The organism is Streptomyces sp. NPDC054047 (assembly GCF_055585065.1).
This window is the reverse complement of sequence record NZ_JBVJKV010000002.1, coordinates 749748-765968: the sequence shown is the minus strand read 5'-3', so window position 1 is coordinate 765968 and position 16221 is coordinate 749748. Positions and strand designations below refer to the sequence as shown.

Here is a 16221-nt window from a genome sequence, read left to right as displayed (position 1 = left end):
GGCTTCGGGACGGGGGTGCGGGCGGGTTCAGGGGGCGACTGCCACGAGGGCCGCCGTTCTGGCAACGTTGTCGTGGGCGAGGACGCGGCCGGTGACCGCTGGACCAAAGCGCTTGGGCGCGAGCAGGCTAAAGCGAGAAAGATGTCATGTACAAGGGGGCGTGAGGCAGCGATCCGGCCGAACTCCGCGTACCGAGCTGCGCATACCGAACTCCGCGTACGGGCAAGCGGTTTTAACCGCGCGGGTCACGCGATGGTGTGACGCTCCGGTGATCGCCGCATCGGTCACCCCCGCGCGGGTAGTGCTCGGCTGCCCGTACGCCACCGCGCGAGGAGAACGCCGTATGTCGCAGCCCTTCGAACTGCCCGCCTTCTACATGGCGCATCCCGCCCGCCTCAACTCCCATGTGGAAGAGGCGAGGGAGCACTCCAGGAAGTGGGCTCGCGACATGGGGATGCTGGAGGGGTCGGGCGTCTGGGAGCAAAGCGACCTGGACGCCCACGACTACGCGACGCTGTGCGCGTACACCCACCCCGACTGTGACAGCCCGGCGTTGTCCCTGATCACCGACTGGTACGTGTGGGTGTTCTTCTTCGACGACCACTTCCTCGAACTGTTCAAACGGACCCTGGACCGCGAGGGCGGCAAGGCCTATCTCGACCGGCTGCCCGCCTTCATGCCGATGGACCTGTGCGCACCCGTGCCGGAGCCGACCAATCCGGTCGAGGCGGGTCTCGCGGACCTGTGGGCGCGCACGGTGCCGTTCATGTCCAAGGACTGGCGGGCGCGGTTCGCCGAAAGCACGGAGAACCTGCTCAACGAATCCCTGTGGGAGCTCTCGAACATCAACGAGGGCCGGATCGCCAACCCCGTCGAGTACATCGAGATGCGCCGCAAGGTGGGCGGCGCGCCCTGGTCGGCGGGGCTCATCGAGTACGCGACGGGCGCGGAGGTCCCGGTGGCCGTCGCCGGTTCCCGGCCGCTGCGCGTCCTCAAGGAGACGTTCTCCGACGCGGTGCACCTGCGCAACGACCTCTTCTCGTACCAGCGGGAGATCGAGGAGGAGGGTGAACTCTCCAACGGCGTGCTGGTCCTGGAGAAGTTCCTCGACTGCTCCACGCAGGATGCGGCGGAGGCCGTGAACGACCTGCTGACCTCGCGGATGCAGCAGTTCGAGAACACGGCGTTGACCGAACTGGCCCCGCTCTTCGCCGAGACCGGTCTGCCGCCCAAGGAGTGCGCGGACGTGCTCGCGTACGCCAAGGGCCTGCAGGACTGGCAGTCCGGCGGGCACGAGTGGCACATGGTGTCGAGCCGCTACATGAACAAGGGCGGAGCCGCGCCCTCACCGCTGGCAGGGCCCACCGGGCCCGGCACGTCGGCCGCCGGGATCAAGGCGCTGATCGCGGCCACGGGCGCGGAGCGGCTGCGCGGCCACACGCACGTTCCCTTCCGGCGGGTGGGACCGTCCCGGCTGCCCGACTTCGACCTGCCCTACGCGACCCGGCTCTCGCCCCACCTGGAGGAGTCGCGCCCCCGCACCGTGGACTGGGCGGACCGGATGGGCATGCTCGAACCCCAGGCCGGGGTGCCCGGTTCGGACATCTGGGACGCGCGCAAGCTGCACGGCTACGACTTCCCGCTCTGTGCGGCGGGCATCCATCCGGACGCGGACCTGGAGGCTCTCGACCTGGGCTCGCAGTGGCTGACCTGGGGAACGTACGGGGACGACTACTTCCCCGTGGTCTTCGGCAGGCACCGCGATCTCGCGGGGGCCAGGCTCTGCAACGAGCGGCTCTCGCTGTTCATGCCGCTGGACCTCGCCGACATGCCCGCCCCGGCCAACGCCCTGGAGCGGGGCCTCGCCGACCTGTGGGAGCACACGGCGCGACCGATGGACGAGGAGGGCCGCCGCACGCTGCGCACCGCCGTCGAGGTCATGACGGCCAGCTGGCTCTGGGAGCTGGAGAACCAGGCGCAGAACCGTATCCCCGACCCCGTCGACTACATCGAGATGCGCCGCCTGACCTTCGGCTGCCCGCTGACGATGAGCCTGTGCCGCCTCGGCCACGGCCCCCAGGTCCCGCAGGAGATCTACCGCACGGGCCCCATGCGGAACCTGGAGAACGCGGCGAGTGACTACTCGGCCCTGATGAACGACGTCTTCTCGTACCAGAAGGAGATCGAGTACGAGGGCGAGATCCACAACGGCATCCTCGTCGTGCAGAACTTCTTCGACTGCGACTATCCGAGCGCGCTCGGCATCATCGACGACCTGATGAAGTCGCGTCTGAGCCAGTTCCAGCACGTCGTGGCGCACGAACTACCGATCCTGTACGACGACTTCGCCCTGCCGCAGGAGACGCGGGACATCCTCGACGGCTATGTGCGCGAGCTGGAGAACTGGATGGCGGGGATCTACACCTGGCACCGCGAGTGCCGCCGCTACCGCGAGGAGTACCTCTCGCACGGCCCGCTGCGCACCCCTTCGGGCTTCGGCATGGCGGCCGTACGCCCGGACTGGCTCCGGGAGTTCGGCCTCGCCGTCGACCGCCAGATGGAAGGGGCGCTCGGCCTCGGGCAGGGCTGAGGAGGCTCGGCCAGGGCTGCGGAGATCCGGTCTGGGGCGGCGGGGGCAACGGGGGCGGCGCGACCGGGGTGGGGCCCATGAGTCCCGTCCCAGACCGCGCCCGCCGCGCCGCCCGCGCCCTGGCCGATGCCCGCTACGGCCTGGACGCCGTACCCACCGAGCGCCCCGGTCCCGCTGACTATCCGGCTTCCTGGGGCTCCGGCAGGATCTGGCGGAGTCGGGGGTCGGGGTGGCGGTCGCGGTGCCACTCGCGCGGGTAGCCGACCGAGACCTCCTGGAAGCGGACGCCGTCGTGCCAGGTGGTGCGAGGGATGTGCAGATGGCCGTAGACGACGGCGGCGGCGTCGTACTTCACGTGCCAGTCGGCGGTCAGCTCGGTGCCGCACCACAGGGCGAACTCGGGGTAGTGCAGGATCCGGGTGGGGTCGCGCACCAGCGGCCAGTGGTTGATCAGGACGGTGGGCAGGCCGGGCGTCCGCCGCGCGAGCATCTCCTCGGTGAACGCCACGCGGGCGCGGCACCAGTCGTCGCGGCCGAGGTAGGGGTCGGGGTGCAGGAACACCTCGTCGGTGCAGACGACGCCCGCAGCGTGGGCCGCCTCCAGGGCGTCCCGCTTGGCGTACGTGCCCTCGGGGCGGAACGTGTAGTCGTAGAGCAGGAACAGCGGCGCCACGGTGACCGGGCCGCCCTCGCCGCGCCACACCGGGTAGGGGTCCTCGGGGGTCGCGGCGCCCAAGGAGCGGCACAGATCGACGAGGTGGCGGTAGCGGGCCTCGCCGCGCAGCTGGATCGGGTCGTCGCGGGGTGTCCACAGTTCGTGGTTGCCCGGTGTCCACACCACTTTGGCGAAGCGTTCGGTGAGGGTGCGCATCGCCCACTCGATGTCGGCCATGCGCTCGGCGGTGTCCCCGGCGACGATCAGCCAGTCCTCGTCGGTCTCCGGCCGCAGGGTCTCGAGGAACTTGCGGTTGTCGTCGTACGCGACGTGCAGATCGCTGATGGCGTACAACTTCGGCGTCTTTTCGGGTACTTGTGTCACTCCGTGAGGCTAACCGCAGAGCTGATCGCGCGGGGCGCGATCAGCTCCCTTCGGCGCCCCGCCGTCAGTGGTGTCCGTCCCCGCCGCTCCGCTGGATCTCCAGGTACTCCTCGGGCGTCGCCTTGGGCACCTGCGCCGACGGTCCGAACATGGCCCGGCCCAGGCGCGCCCGCACCCGCTCGCCCCGGGTGACCTTGCGCGCCACGCCGTGCTCGTCGACCACGGGGCCGATCTCGTACGGCTTGGGCTGCTCGTGCGCGGTCAGTTTGTACAACTCGCCCTGCGAGAGCGGTTCGTGGACCTCCACGTACTCACCGTGCGGCAGGCGTTTGATCGTGCCGCTCTCGCGGCCGTGCAGCACCTTCTCGCGGTCGCGGTGCTGCAACCCCATGCACCATCGGTGCGTGATGAAGAAGGCGAGCACCGGCCCGACGAAGCAGGCGATCCGCACGAACCACGTGATCGCGTTGATGGAGAGATGGAAGTGCGTCGCCCAGATGTCGTTGCCGCCGCCGACCATCAGCACGGCGAACAGCGTCAGCCACGCCACGCCGAGCCCGGTGCGCACCGGGGCGTTGCGCGGCCGGTCCGCGATGTGGTGCTCGCGTTTGTCCCCGGTGACCCAGGCCTCGATGAAGGGATAGACCGCGATCGCCGCCAGGATCAGCGGGAAGAGCGAGAACGGGATGAAGACGCCCAGTTCGAGCGTGTGCCCCCAGGCGTTGATCTCCCAGCTGGGCATCACCCGGATCAGGCCTTCGGAGAAGCCCAGATACCAGTCGGGTTGAGCGCCGGTGGAGACCAGATCGGGGCGGTACGGTCCGATCACCCACACGGGGTTGATGGTGGCGATCGCGCCCATCAGCGCCAGGACGCCGAAGACGAGGAAGAAGAAGCCGCCCGCCTTGGCGATGTAGATGGGCAGGAAGGGCGCCCCCACCACGTTCTTCTCGGTCTTTCCGGGCCCGGCGAACTGGGTGTGCTTGTGGTAGAAGACCAGGATCAGGTGGGCGACGACGAGCCCCAGCATGATCCCCGGCAACAGCAGCACATGCACGCTGAAGAGCCGCGGAATGATCGCGTCCCCCGGGAACTCCCCGCCGAAGAGGAAGAAGGAGAGATACGTCCCCACGACCGGGACGGACAGGATCGCACCCTGCGCGAAGCGGATACCGGTTCCCGAGAGCAGGTCGTCCGGGAGGGAGTAGCCGGTGAGGCCGGTGATGATCCCGAGGAACAACAGCGTCCAGCCGAACAGCCAGTTGACCTCACGCGGCTTGCGGAAGGCGCCGGTGAAGAACACCCGCATCATGTGCACGAGCATGGCGGCGACGAAGACCAGCGCGGCCCAGTGGTGGATCTGCCGGATCAGCAGGCCTCCGCGCACCTCCATGCTGATGTCGACCGTGGACTCGAACGCCCGGGTCATCTGGATGCCCTTGAGCGGGGTGTAGACGCCGTCGTAGACGACCTCGGAGCCGCTCGGCTCGAAGAAGAGCGTCAGCCAGACCCCGGTGAGGATCAGGATCAGGAAGCTGTAGAGGCATATCTCCCCGAACATGAAGGACCAGTGGTCGGGAAAGATCTTCCGCATCTGGCTCTTGGCCAGGGTGTTGATGCCGAGGCGGCCGTCCGCCCAGTCGGCGACCCGCTCCCCCTTGCCGGCCGGGGCCGACCGTTTGCTGTCCCGGGTGTGCTCGACGCTTCCACTCATTCGTCTCCCCCTCAGGCGGCTACCAGGTTAGATCAAGGGTTTCCCGGAGCCAACAGGCCCTGCCCGGCGGGTAGTTGACGATCAACGGACGCGCTGGTCGGGGGCGGTGGCGGCGGCGACATCCGAGGGCCGAGAAGTCGATTGCCCGGCCGTGGTCCCGTATGAGACATTCGCACTGCATCACGCCCATCCTCGGACTCACCTCCGCGGTCTCACCTCCGCGGACTCGTCTCCGCGGGCCCATCTCTTCGGGTCCGTCTCCTCAAGGAGCACTCATGACGCTCGGCACGGTGCCCGGCCTGGTGCTCGGCGACGCCTCCCGCACTTCGACGCGGGAGCCGCACCACCTGCCCTGAGCCCCTCGCTCCCGCTCCTCGTCGAAGTGCTCTTCGTGCCCCGCACGTTCACTCTCTGAGGAGTACCTGTGTCCGAGATCCACTGGATCCGCTGGATCGACGGCGACGCCGAGCACACCGCACGCTGGCACTCCGAGACCGGAATGCCGGCGCCCCGCCGTGTCGTCGTCGCCGACGACCGCATGAACGCGTCCACCGCCCACCGCCTGGCCTGCGAAGGCACCGCCCTGCTGTGGCGGGGCGACTACCACCAGGCGCGCCAGCTGCTCAGGGCGATGGGCCGGCGCGTCGACCGCAAGACCCCGACGGCGGCTCCCTCGGCGGTCCCGTCCCCGACGGCGGCTCCTCCGGCGGTCCCGTCACCGACGGAGGCTCCCTCGGCGATCCCGTCCCCGACCTCGGCCTTCCATCTCCAGCGCCGCGCGAGCGGCCACCGGGCCCGCGTACTCGGCAGGCTCCTGGTGCCGCTGGACGCGGACCACACGCTCGCCCTGCGCAGGGCGCCGGACGTCCGGGCGGCCTGCGCGGAGGCGTACGGTCCGCCCCTGCCGACCCCGTCGGTGGTCTCGCTGCGGGAGCTGCTCGGTGTGCTCGGCGCACACCAGTGGCGCGCCAAAGGCGTGGACGTCCCCGCGCTCGGCGCCCGGATCCACCCGCACTACGGGGTGTTCTCACCGGTCAGGGGCGAGTACGTCGACCTGGTGGCGCAGGCGCCGCTGCCCGGCCCCGCCGCGCACGGCGGGCCCGCCTACGACCTCGGCACCGGCACCGGCGTCCTCGCCGCGGTCCTTGCCCGCCGGGGCATCCGCCACGTCGTGGCCACCGACAACAACCCCCGCGCGGTGGCCTGCGCCCGCGCCAACGTCAGCCGCCTCGGCCTCACCGGCCAGGTGGAGATCGCCACCGGCGGCGACCTCTTCCCGCCGGGCCGCGCCGCCCTGGTCGTATGCAACCCGCCCTGGCTGCCCGCGAAGCCCAACTCGGCCCTTGAGCAGGGCGTCTACGACCCCAAGGGCGCCATGTTGCACGCCTTCCTGACGGGCCTGGCCGAACATCTGCTGCCCGGCGGCGAAGGCTGGCTGATCATGTCGGACCTGGCCGAGCACCTGGGCCTGCGCGCCCCGGGCGAACTCGGCGGCGCCATCACGGCGGCGGGCCTGCATGTCGCCGCCCGCATCGACACCCGGCCGCACCACCCCCGGGCAGCCGACCCCGCGGACCCCCTGCACGCGGCCCGCGCCGCCGAGGTCACGTCGCTGTGGCGGCTGACGGCCGGGCCACCGGAGGGCTCCCCTGCCGCTCCACCTCCCGGACCAGTTCGATCGCCCGCCCCAGGGTCGTGAGCCGCGCGTCCAGGCTCTCGCCCGCCGGATAGAAGCGGACCGTGTCCACGCCCGCGTCCCGCCACACCCTCAGCCGCTCGCGGACCATGTCCTCGGTGCCGATGAGGGTGGTGGCGAGGACCATGTCGTCGGTGATCAGGTCCGCCGCGCCGTCGCGGTCGCCGCCCTGCCAGCGGGTGCGAACCTCAGCCGCGATGTCGGCCCAGCCCTGCCTGCTGTAGGCGTTGTTGTAGTAGTTGGTGGTGGCCGAGCCCATGCCGCCCAGGCTGAAGGCGAGCTCCTTCTTGCGGCTCGCGACCATCGTGCGCAGCGCGTCCTCGTCCTCGGCGAAGGCCACTTCGGCGCCCTGACAGATGTTCAGGTCGCCGCGAGTGCGGCCGGAGGCGGCGAGGCCCGCGTCGAGGTGGTCGAAGTAGGCCTCCTTCGCACCCTCCGGGACGAAGCTGGTGCCCAGCCAGCCGTCGGCGATCTCGCCGGTCAGGCGCAGCATCTTGGGCGAGAGCGTGGCCAGGTAGATGGGCAGTTCGTGCTCGGCACGCATCGACAGGCGCATGGGCCTGGCCTCGCCCCCGGGCAGCGGCACGGTGAACTCCCGTCCCGCGTAGGAGATCTTCTCCCCCGTGGCGGCCTGGCGGACGATCTCCACGGTCTCCCGCATCCGGGTGAGCGGCCGCGCGAACGGCACGCCGTGCAGGCCCTCGATCACCTGCGGCCCCGACGGTCCAAGGCCGAGGATGAAGCGGCCCTCGGAGATGTTCGAGAGGGTGATCGCCGCGCGGGCGATGGCCGCCGGGGTCCGGGTCGCGAGCTGGATGATGCCGGAGCCGAGCAGCATGCGCTCCGTGCGCGCGGCCAAGTAGCCCAGCGGGGACGGCGCTTCGGAGCCCCAGGCCTCGGCGACCCAGCAGATGTCCATGCCCAGTTTCTCGGCCTCGGTGACGAAGTCGACGGTCTCCCGCCAGTTCGCCCCGGACGCCTCGATGGTCGTCGACGTACGCATCACGCCTTCGCCTCCCCGGCCGACCCGGAAGCGGCGCCCTCGGCCAGCTTCTTGATCGCGTCCAGCGTGGCGGTCATGTTCTGCTCGAACTCCCGCATCCGTACGTACACGATCTTCTGTTCCTTCTCCGGCATCCGGTCGATCGCGTACGACAGGCCCGAGCGGCCCGGCCCCATCCGCACCCACTGGGTCAGCTCGGTGCCGCCGTCGTCCGCCGCCCCCAGGCTGAACCGCCAGAGCGCGCTGGGGCGTTCGGGGTCCTCGACGGCCCAGGCGAACACGCGCGGGGCCTCGCACTCCACGACGTACGACGTGGTCTCCCACGCACCGAACGACGCGTGCTCGCTGCGGCCGACGAACCGGGCGCCGGGCACGGGCCAGGTCGCCCCGTCCAGCCACTCGACCGACCGCAGCTCCGCGCTGAGCGTGGGCATCAGGCCGATGTCGGAGACGAACTCCCACACGCGTTCCGGTGACGCGGCGATCCGTGTCCGCACCTCGGCCGTCGGCCCGTCCGCGTAACGCGCGCCTGTCCACTCCATCGTGGGTCGCCTCTCTGTAGTCAACTAGTCAACTCTGTAGCCGCTGACCACGAGAGTTGCGTAGATAGACTCACTCGTCAAGGGTGAGGTCCCCGACGGTGAGGCAGGGGTTCAGCGGTTGAAGCGGTCCCGGATGTCCGGCCGTTCGGCGAGCCGCGCCGGGTAGCCGGGGCCCAGGCGCGGATGCGTGTCCGCGGCCGACATCGGCTCCTTGCAGTGGCCGCAGACCACCTCGGCCTCGGCCTCGTGCCCGCAGCGGTCGTGCTCGAAGACGACCGGCGCGCCCTCGTCGCCGCTCAGCCAGCGGTTGCCCCAGCTGTTCATCACGGCGAGCACGCCGAAGAAGTCGCGGCCCTTCTCGGTGAGCACGTAGTCGTAGCGGACCGGCTCGCTCTGGTAGGCGCGCTTCTCCATCAGGCCCTCGTCGACCAGGCGGCGCAGCCGGTCGGTCAGGGTGTTGCGCGCGATGCCCAGCTCCTGCTGGAAGACGTCGAACCGCTTGATCCCGTAGAAGGCCTCGCGCAGCACGAGCGGGGTCCACCAGTCGCCCAGCAGGTCCATGGTGCGGGCGATGGAGCAGGGCCAGTCGGCAAAGGAGGTCCGCCTCATGCCGCAAGGATACGAGAAGGGACCAGCGGTCCCGGTGGGTCTCGGGACTGGACTCAGCAGCCCGTGGCGGGTGCGGGAGCGATCACGTGACGTTCGACGCAAACGCGGCGGCGGCGTTGTGGAGCGACGCAGAGGGCTGATCAAGTGGCAGCAGCTGCTCTGCCCGCCCACTCGAACCAGCCGCTGTTCCCCACCACTCCGATCCACCGTTGTGCTCCACCCGCCCCGATCCACCGTTGTGCTCCACCACTCCGATCCGCTGTCGTGCTCCACCGCCCCGAATCAGCCGCTGTACCCGACCACCCCAAATCGGCCGCTGTGTCCCACCACCCGACTCGCGATCACGTCGCACCCGCCATGCCGGAGGCCCCGTTGCTCTTCACTTCCGTGGACGATGTCGCCACGCGGCTCGCCGAGACGGGCTACCTGGCCTCGCCGGCCGTCGCCACCACCGTCTTCCTGGCCGACCGCCTGGGCAAACCGCTGCTCGTGGAGGGTCCGGCGGGGGTCGGCAAGACCGAGCTGGCCAAGGCCGTCGCCGAGGTCGCGGACGCACGCCTGGTCCGCCTCCAGTGCTACGAGGGCGTGGACGAGTCCCGCGCGCTCTACGAGTGGAACCACGCCAAGCAGCTCCTGCGCATCACCGCGGGCCGCGACGAGTCGTGGGACGAGACGCGCACGGACATCTTCAGCGAGGAGTTCCTGCTGCCGCGCCCGCTGCTCACCGCCATCCGCGGCGACGAGCCGAAGGTCCTCCTGATCGACGAGACCGACAAGGCAGACGTCGAGGTGGAGGGGCTGCTCCTGGAGGTCCTGAGCGACTTCCAGGTCACGGTCCCCGAGCTGGGCACCATCACCGCCACGCGCCGCCCCTTCACCGTCCTCACCTCGAACGCGAGCCGCGAGCTCTCCGAGGCGCTGCGCCGGCGCTGCCTCTTCCTCCACATCGGCTTCCCCGACGAGGAGTTGGAGCGCCGCATCGTGCGCCTGAAGGTGCCCGGACTCGACGAGGCGCTCGCGCAGTCCGTCGTCCGCGTGGTCGGCGCGCTGCGCGCGATGGACCTGCGCAAGGTGCCGTCGGTCGCGGAGACCATCGACTGGGCCCGTACGCTGCTCGCCCTCGGCGCCGGCACCCTCGACGAAGACGTGGTACGCGACACGCTCGGCGTCGTGCTCAAGCACCAGGACGACGTGCTGAAGGCGGCGGCCAAGCTGGACCTGGACGCGGTGTGACGGCGGCGGCGACCGGGGTCCCCGAGCGTCTCACCGCACTCGTGCAGGCGCTGCGCTCGCACGGCATCCGGATCGGTACGGGCGAGACGGTGGACGCCGGGCGGGCCATCGAGGCGCTCGGCCTCACCGACCGGGAGCGGGTGCGGGAGGGGCTGGCGGCGGCGCTGCTGCACAGCGAGGGGCAGCGGCCGGTGTTCGACCCGGTCTTCGACCTGTACTTTCCGCGCGGGATCGGGGCGCCGGACACCAAGGACACCTCCGGCACGGGGCGGGGCTTCGACAGGGACGACCTACGGGACCGCCTGGCAGCGGCACTGGCCGCCAACGATCAAGCGCTGCTGGCCCAGTTGGCGGCTGAGGCGGTGGACGGCATGGGCGGATACGGGACGCGGCCGGGCTCCGGAGGCACAGGCGGGTCCGGCGGCGCAGGCGGGTCGGGCGGCGCAGGCGGGTCGGACGGATGGTCGTCGCACCAGACGCTGTCCCGGCTCCGTCCGGAGACCCTGCTGGCCCGCATCCTGGCCGGTATCCGCCAGGGAACAGCCGAAGACGACTTCACCGACCGCCTCACGGCCGACGAGATCCGCCGCCGCATCGAGAGCTTCCGCGGCCAGGTGCGCACCGAAGCGCGCCGCCGGATCGCCGAGCGGCGCGGCGCGGACGAGATCGCGCGGCGGGCCATCGCCCCGACCGCCGACCGGGTGGACTTCCTCATCGCGGGCCGCGCGCAGCTCGACGAACTCCGCAGGACGGTCCAGCCCCTTGCCCGCAAACTGGCGACGCGCCTGGCCGCGCGCCGCCGCCGGGCCGCCCGCGGCCACATCGATCTGCGCAGGACCCTGCGCGGCTCCCTCTCGACGGGCGGTATCCCGATGCGCCCGGTCCTGCGGCTGCGCCGCCCCGCACGCCCCGAACTGGTCCTCCTGTGCGACGTGTCGGGCTCGGTGGCGGGCTTCGCCAACTTCACGATGCTGCTGGTCCAGGCGCTGCACGACCAGTTCAGCAAGGTGCGGGTCTTCGCCTTCGTCAACCGTGTCGACGAGGTGACCGACCTCATCGCGCGCGGCACGTCCGACCCCGAGGGCCTGGGCAGCCGGATCATCTCCGGGGCGGCGGTCACCGGCTACCACGGCAGCAGCGACTACGGCTCCTCCCTGGGCGAGTTCACCGAGCGCTACGCCGATGCGGTCACCTCGCGCTCTACGGTCTTCGTACTCGGCGACGCCCGCACGAACATGAGCGACCCGAACGTCCCCGCCCTGCGCACCCTCGCGTCGCGCGCCCGCAAGGTGTACTGGCTCAACCCGGAGCGCCGGGCCCAGTGGCAGACGGGCGACTCGGCGGCGGGGACGTACGCCGAGCTGGTGGAGATGTACGAGTGCCGCAACGCGCGGCAGCTCAGCGCCCTGATCGCCCGGCTGCTGCCGGTCTGATCCGCCGACGTCCGCCGACGTCCGCCGGCGGCCCCGGGACCCATGAGGGCCCCGGCGGTTCGAAGAAATCAACGCCTTGGCATCCCCTGCGGCCGTGCCCGAGGGCGGCGCTCCGGGACCCGGGCCGCACCGCCTTAAGCTGTCCCGGCAGCGGTGGGCGGAACGGCGAGGAGACGACGTGGCAGGCGGCGTGGACCAGGTCAAGGAGGAGATCCGGGAGCGGATCAGTGACGTCCGGGGTGAGCTCGTCGGGCTCAGTCGGCGCATTCACGCCCATCCGGAGATCGCCTTCGAGGAGCGGCAGGCCGCCAGGTGGTGTGCGGACGTGCTGCGTGCGCACGGCTTCGCGGTGACCGCGCCCGCGTACGGGCTCGACACCGCCTTCGAGGCGGTCCTGGGGTCGGGGCCCGTGACCGTCGCGTTCACCTGTGAGTACGACGCGCTGCCCGGCATGGGGCACGCCTGCGGGCACAATCTGATCGCGGCGGCCGGAGTGGGGGCCGCTCTCGGGCTCGCTCCCTTCGTCGAGCAACTGGGGCTCACCGTGCGGGTGTTGGGTACGCCTGCCGAGGAGAGTGGTGCCGGGAAGGCGTTGCTGCTCGACGCCGGTGCTTTCAAGGGCGTCGACGCGGCGATGATGATCCACCCGTGTCCGTTCGAGGTCGCCGACTTCCACTCGTACGCGATGGGGGCGCTCTCCGTTCAGTACACCGGCAAGTCCGCGCACGCCGCGCTCAACCCGCAGGACGGGCGGAACGCGGCCGACGCGCTGACCGTGGCGCAGGTGGCCCTGGGGCTGCTGCGCCAGCAGCTGCCCGGGGAGTGGAAGGTGCACGGCATCACCACCGAGGCCGGGACCGCGCTCAACGCGATTCCCGAGCGGGCCAGCGCGGCCTACGCGCTGCGGACGCCGTCGGTGGAGGAGCTGCGCGAGCTACGGGAGCGGGTGGCCGACTGTTTCCGGGCGGGGGCGCTCGCGGCCGGGTGCGCGGTGGAGCTGGAGCAGCCCGCGCCCGACTATCTCGACTTCCGGTCCGACGCCGGTCTCGTCGCGCTGTGGGAGGCGAACGCGCGCGCCCTCGGGCGGCCCGAGCCGCAGCGGCGCGGGCCCTTCGCGTCCACGGACATGGGCAACGTCTCGCACGTCGTGCCCTCGATCCACCCCGTGCTCGACATCAGCGGGGGCGGCTGCGGCCCGCACCAGCCGGAGTTCGCCGCGGCGGCCGCCACGCCGGTCGCCGAACAGGCCATGGTCGACGGGGCTGTTGGGCTCGCGTGGACGGCCGCGGACTTCGCCATCAGCCGCTCGGAGATTTCGTAGGCGCCTTCGCCTTGGCCTTCGCCTTCGCCTTCGCCTTCATCGTCGGTACGACCACCGGGGAGCCGTCGCCCGGTGCCTGAAGGATGTCCGCGTCGATCCCGTACAGCTCCTTGACCAGCTCGGCGGTCACCACATCGCGGGCCGGGCCGTTCGCGACGATCTTTCCCGCGTTCATGGCGATGACGGTGTCGGCGTAGCGCGCGGCGCTCGCCAGGTCGTGCAGGACCATGACGACCGTGCGGCCTGCCGCGGCCACCTCCCTCACCAGGGACAGGACTTCGACCGCGTGCCCGAGGTCGAGCGCGCTCGTCGGCTCGTCCAGGAGAACGATCGGTGTCTGTTGCGCGAGGACCATCGCCAGCCAGCAGCGCTGGCGCTGGCCGCCGGAGAGGTGGTCGAGGCGGCGCGCGGCGAGGTCCGTGGTGCCGGTGGCTTCGAGGGCCTCGCGCACGGCGGCCTCGTCCTCGCGCGACCACTGGCGGAACAGGCCCTGGTGGGGGTGGCGGCCGTAGCGGACGAGTCCGGCGACGGTGACCGCCTCGGGGGCCTGCGGGGACTGGGCGAGCAGTGCGATGCGGTGCGCCGCGCGGCGCTGGGTGAGCCGCCACACGTCCTCGTCCCCGGCGTGCACCGTGCCCGAACTCGGCTTGTGGAGGCGGGAGATGGAGCGAAGGAGCGTCGACTTTCCGCAGCCGTTGGGGCCGACGATGGCGGCGACCTGTCCGCTGGGGATGGTCAGGTCGACGCCGTCCACGGCGGCCGTGTGGCCGGGGTAGCCGGAGGTGAGCGCCTCGACGGTCAGTTGCACGGGGTCAGGCCTTTCCGGTCTGCTCGGAGTTCTTGCCGAAGAGGACCCACAGGAGGAAGGGTCCGCCGAGGACGCTGGTGATGACGCCCACCGGGATCTCCACGGGAGCGACGACGCGGCCGAGCGCGTCGGCGGCGCCCACCAGGGCCGCGCCGACCAGGGCCGAGCCGATGATCGGGACGCGGGTCGGGCCGCTGAGCCGGGTGGCGACGACGGGGGCGGCGAGCGCGACGAACGCGATCGGTCCGCCGATGCCGACGGCCACGCCGGACAGGGCGACGGCGAGGGCGAGGGTCACGGCGCGCACGCGGCGGACGTTGACGCCGAGGGTGGCCGCCATGTCGTCGTCGAAGCGCAGGAGTTGGAGGCGGCTTCCGGCGACGAGGGAGAGCGGGACGAGGACGAGCAGGAGCAGCGACAGGGGCGTGCCGACGCTCCAGTCCCGGCCGCTGAGCGAGCCGACGGTCCAGAGGAAGACGCCGCCCGCGGTGTTGTCGTTCTCGCGGGACATGACGAGGTCGGTGACGGCGCCGATGACGGTGGAGACGCCGATGCCGACGACGAGGATGCGGTAGCCGCCGCTGCCCGCGCCGCCCGCGCAGGCGACGACGACCATGGCCGCGGCGGCGGCGCCGAGCGGCCCGAGCCACCAGTCGCCGATCATGCCGGTGGACGAGCCGACGACGGAGGCGACGACGGCCGCGGTGGCGCCTTCGTTGACGCCGATGATGTCGGGGGTGGCGAGCCGGTTGCCAGCGAGGGTCTGGGTCAGGCACCCGGCGATGCCGAGCGCGGCGCCGACCATGAGCCCGACGGCGATCCGCGGCAGCCGGAAGTCCCGCACCAGCATCACGGTGGCGGAGTCGCCGGTTCCGAGTAGCCCGGAGAGGCTGTCGGAGAAGCTCATTCCGGTGGAGCTGGCGAAGGTGGCGAGCGAGACGACCACGCCGATCACCAGCGTGAGTCCGACGGCGGCGAGGGCGCTGCGGTAGGGGAAGAGCCAGGAGAAGGTGCCGACGCGTACGGCGGTGGAGTCGGGCGGGGTGATGTCGGGCGGGACCGCTTCCGAAGCCTTCGAAGTCCGCGGGGTCTCCGGAGCCCCCGGAACAGCCTCGGGTGTCTCATGGGTACTCACGCCGCAACCCCCGCCGTCGACATCCGCTGCGACCGTGCGATCCAGATCAGCAACGGGCCGCCGATGAAGGCGAGAAGCACGCTCACCGGGGTCTCCCAGGGGCGGATCACGACCCGGGCGAGCAGGTCGGCGGCGATCATCACGTTCGCCGCGACCAGTGCGGAGAGCACCAACTGGCCCGCCATCCGGGGGCCGGTGACGGCGCGCGCGGCGTAGGGGGCGAGGAGGCCGAGGAAGGCGATGGGTCCGGCGAGTGCGACCGCCGAGCCCGCGAGGAGCGTCACCGCCGCCGCGACGATCAGGCGGATGCGCCCCGGGTGGTGGCCCAGCGAGCGTGCGCTGTCGTCGCCGAGCGCGAGGGCGGAGAGCGGGCGTACGCAGCAGAAGGCGATGAGGAGTCCGACCGCGATCAGCGGGATCAAGGGGTAGGTCTCGGAGGTCTTGATCCCGGCCAGCGAGCCGATGGTCCAGTAGCGGTAGGTGTCGAAGGTGGCCTGCTCACCGAGGAGGACGTACGACGTCATGCCGTGGAAGGTGGCGCCCAGCGCCGATCCGGCGAGCACCAGCCGCAGCGGCGAGCCCGCGGCCCGGCCGGACGCGGCGAGCAGGAGCACCACCGCGCTCGCGGCCATGCCGCCGACCAGGGCCCAGACCAACACGCCGTACGCGGAGGTCACTTCGAAGTAGGTGAGGCCGATCACGACACCCAGCGCCGCGCCCGAGTTGACCCCCAGGAGGCCCGTCTCGGCGAGCGGGTTGCGCGTGACGGCCTGCAGGAGGCAGCCCGCCGCGCCGAGGGCGACACCGACCAGGACGCCGGCGAGCGTACGCGGAAGGCGTACGTCCATCACGGCGAGGCGGATCTGGGCGTCGGCCCGCGCCGACCGATCCCCGGTGAGGAAGTCCCAGGCGCGGCCCATCGGCGTCGATCCCGACCCGACCAGGAGCGAAAGGAGGCCGAGCAGCAGGAGCAGGACGACGAGGGCGGCGGCCGCCCACAGTGTGGGGCGATGCATCTTCGCCAAGTCCGGTATCGGAGGTCTGGATCCGGACGTTGGGACCGGCCCCCCTTGCGCAACCAACATGAAGTTAGCCTAA

General features: G+C 71.3%; 13 protein-coding genes. 5 read left to right on the top strand and 8 right to left on the bottom strand.

Annotation, left to right across the window (positions count from 1 at the left end; genetic code table 11):
• The first annotated feature begins 343 nt into the window (after positions 1 to 343).
• Complete coding sequence (locus ACZ6ZP_RS09965; RefSeq protein WP_351160907.1) at positions 344 to 2590, top strand: terpene synthase family protein; 2247 nt, start codon at positions 344 to 346, stop codon at positions 2588 to 2590.
• Positions 2591 to 2768: 178 nt separating this feature from the next.
• Here the strand turns inward: ACZ6ZP_RS09965 and ACZ6ZP_RS09960 are convergent, their stop codons facing one another.
• Positions 2769 to 3629, bottom strand: a complete 861-nt coding sequence (locus tag ACZ6ZP_RS09960) for a metallophosphoesterase family protein (RefSeq protein ID WP_383817881.1) — start codon at positions 3627 to 3629, stop codon at positions 2769 to 2771.
• Positions 3630 to 3693: 64 nt separating this feature from the next.
• Positions 3694 to 5343, bottom strand: a complete 1650-nt coding sequence (gene qcrB / locus ACZ6ZP_RS09955) for a cytochrome bc1 complex cytochrome b subunit (RefSeq protein ID WP_351160902.1) — start codon at positions 5341 to 5343, stop codon at positions 3694 to 3696.
• Between the two features lie 499 nt (positions 5344 to 5842).
• Here qcrB and ACZ6ZP_RS09950 point away from each other — a divergent pair, with 499 nt between their 5' ends.
• Positions 5843 to 7042, top strand: coding sequence for a methyltransferase (locus ACZ6ZP_RS09950; RefSeq protein ID WP_469406560.1), 1200 nt, complete (start codon positions 5843 to 5845; stop codon positions 7040 to 7042).
• Here ACZ6ZP_RS09950 and ACZ6ZP_RS09945 read toward each other — a convergent pair.
• The 3 genes from ACZ6ZP_RS09945 to ACZ6ZP_RS09935 all read right to left on the bottom strand — a co-directional run bounded on the left by ACZ6ZP_RS09945 (position 6948) and on the right by ACZ6ZP_RS09935 (position 9193).
• A complete protein-coding gene (locus tag ACZ6ZP_RS09945; RefSeq protein WP_366462666.1) occupies positions 6948 to 8042 on the bottom strand; it encodes an LLM class flavin-dependent oxidoreductase in 1095 nt (364 codons plus the stop codon). The two genes, ACZ6ZP_RS09950 and ACZ6ZP_RS09945, sit on opposite strands and share 95 nt — an antisense overlap.
• Complete coding sequence (locus tag ACZ6ZP_RS09940; protein WP_351160895.1) at positions 8042 to 8584, bottom strand: SRPBCC family protein; 543 nt, start codon at positions 8582 to 8584, stop codon at positions 8042 to 8044. The genes ACZ6ZP_RS09945 and ACZ6ZP_RS09940 overlap by 1 nt, the downstream gene beginning before the upstream one ends.
• A 111-nt stretch (positions 8585 to 8695) precedes the next feature.
• On the bottom strand, positions 8696 to 9193 hold the full coding sequence (locus tag ACZ6ZP_RS09935; protein ID WP_399973744.1) for a winged helix-turn-helix transcriptional regulator: 498 nt from the start codon (positions 9191 to 9193) through the stop codon (positions 8696 to 8698).
• 357 nt (positions 9194 to 9550) lie between these two features.
• Between ACZ6ZP_RS09935 and ACZ6ZP_RS09930 the strand changes: the two genes are divergently transcribed.
• The 3 genes from ACZ6ZP_RS09930 to ACZ6ZP_RS09920 all read left to right on the top strand — a co-directional run bounded on the left by ACZ6ZP_RS09930 (position 9551) and on the right by ACZ6ZP_RS09920 (position 13180).
• Positions 9551 to 10426, top strand: coding sequence for an AAA family ATPase (locus ACZ6ZP_RS09930; RefSeq protein ID WP_351160890.1), 876 nt, complete (start codon positions 9551 to 9553; stop codon positions 10424 to 10426).
• Positions 10423 to 11859 carry a vWA domain-containing protein gene (locus tag ACZ6ZP_RS09925; RefSeq protein ID WP_469406282.1) on the top strand — a complete coding sequence of 479 codons (1437 nt, stop codon included), beginning with the start codon at positions 10423 to 10425 and terminating at the stop codon, positions 11857 to 11859. The genes ACZ6ZP_RS09930 and ACZ6ZP_RS09925 overlap by 4 nt, the downstream gene beginning before the upstream one ends.
• A 190-nt stretch (positions 11860 to 12049) precedes the next feature.
• Positions 12050 to 13180: a M20 family metallopeptidase gene (locus ACZ6ZP_RS09920; protein WP_469406559.1), complete on the top strand. Its 1131-nt coding sequence runs from the start codon at positions 12050 to 12052 to the stop codon at positions 13178 to 13180.
• Here the strand turns inward: ACZ6ZP_RS09920 and ACZ6ZP_RS09915 are convergent.
• From ACZ6ZP_RS09915 to ACZ6ZP_RS09905, 3 genes are read right to left on the bottom strand one after another with little or no spacing between them, the layout of a single operon-like run.
• Complete coding sequence (locus ACZ6ZP_RS09915) at positions 13158 to 13988, bottom strand: ABC transporter ATP-binding protein (RefSeq protein ID WP_469406281.1); 831 nt, start codon at positions 13986 to 13988, stop codon at positions 13158 to 13160. The two genes, ACZ6ZP_RS09920 and ACZ6ZP_RS09915, sit on opposite strands and share 23 nt — an antisense overlap.
• A 4-nt stretch (positions 13989 to 13992) precedes the next feature.
• Positions 13993 to 15123, bottom strand: coding sequence for a FecCD family ABC transporter permease (locus tag ACZ6ZP_RS09910; RefSeq protein WP_469406278.1), 1131 nt, complete (start codon positions 15121 to 15123; stop codon positions 13993 to 13995).
• The gene (locus tag ACZ6ZP_RS09905) at positions 15120 to 16139 is read right to left on the bottom strand and encodes a FecCD family ABC transporter permease (RefSeq protein WP_469406557.1); all 1020 of its coding nucleotides are present in this window, start codon (positions 16137 to 16139) and stop codon (positions 15120 to 15122) included. The genes ACZ6ZP_RS09910 and ACZ6ZP_RS09905 overlap by 4 nt, the downstream gene beginning before the upstream one ends.
• Between the last annotated feature and the right edge of the window lie 82 nt (positions 16140 to 16221).

Excerpts from the sequence above, each read along its gene's own strand:
- ACZ6ZP_RS09945 (WP_366462666.1), bottom strand. The coding sequence starts at position 8,042 with ATGCGTACGTCGACGACCATCGAGGCGTCCGGGGCGAACTGGCGGGAG.
- ACZ6ZP_RS09935 (WP_399973744.1), bottom strand. The coding sequence starts at position 9,193 with ATGAGGCGGACCTCCTTTGCCGACTGGCCCTGCTCCATCGCCCGCACC.
- ACZ6ZP_RS09940 (WP_351160895.1), bottom strand. The coding sequence starts at position 8,584 with ATGGAGTGGACAGGCGCGCGTTACGCGGACGGGCCGACGGCCGAGGTG.
- ACZ6ZP_RS09905 (WP_469406557.1), bottom strand. The coding sequence starts at position 16,139 with ATGCATCGCCCCACACTGTGGGCGGCCGCCGCCCTCGTCGTCCTGCTC.
- ACZ6ZP_RS09965 (WP_351160907.1), top strand. The coding sequence starts at position 344 with ATGTCGCAGCCCTTCGAACTGCCCGCCTTCTACATGGCGCATCCCGCC.
- qcrB (WP_351160902.1), bottom strand. The coding sequence starts at position 5,343 with ATGAGTGGAAGCGTCGAGCACACCCGGGACAGCAAACGGTCGGCCCCG.
- ACZ6ZP_RS09950 (WP_469406560.1), top strand. The coding sequence starts at position 5,843 with ATGCCGGCGCCCCGCCGTGTCGTCGTCGCCGACGACCGCATGAACGCG.
- ACZ6ZP_RS09930 (WP_351160890.1), top strand. The coding sequence starts at position 9,551 with ATGCCGGAGGCCCCGTTGCTCTTCACTTCCGTGGACGATGTCGCCACG.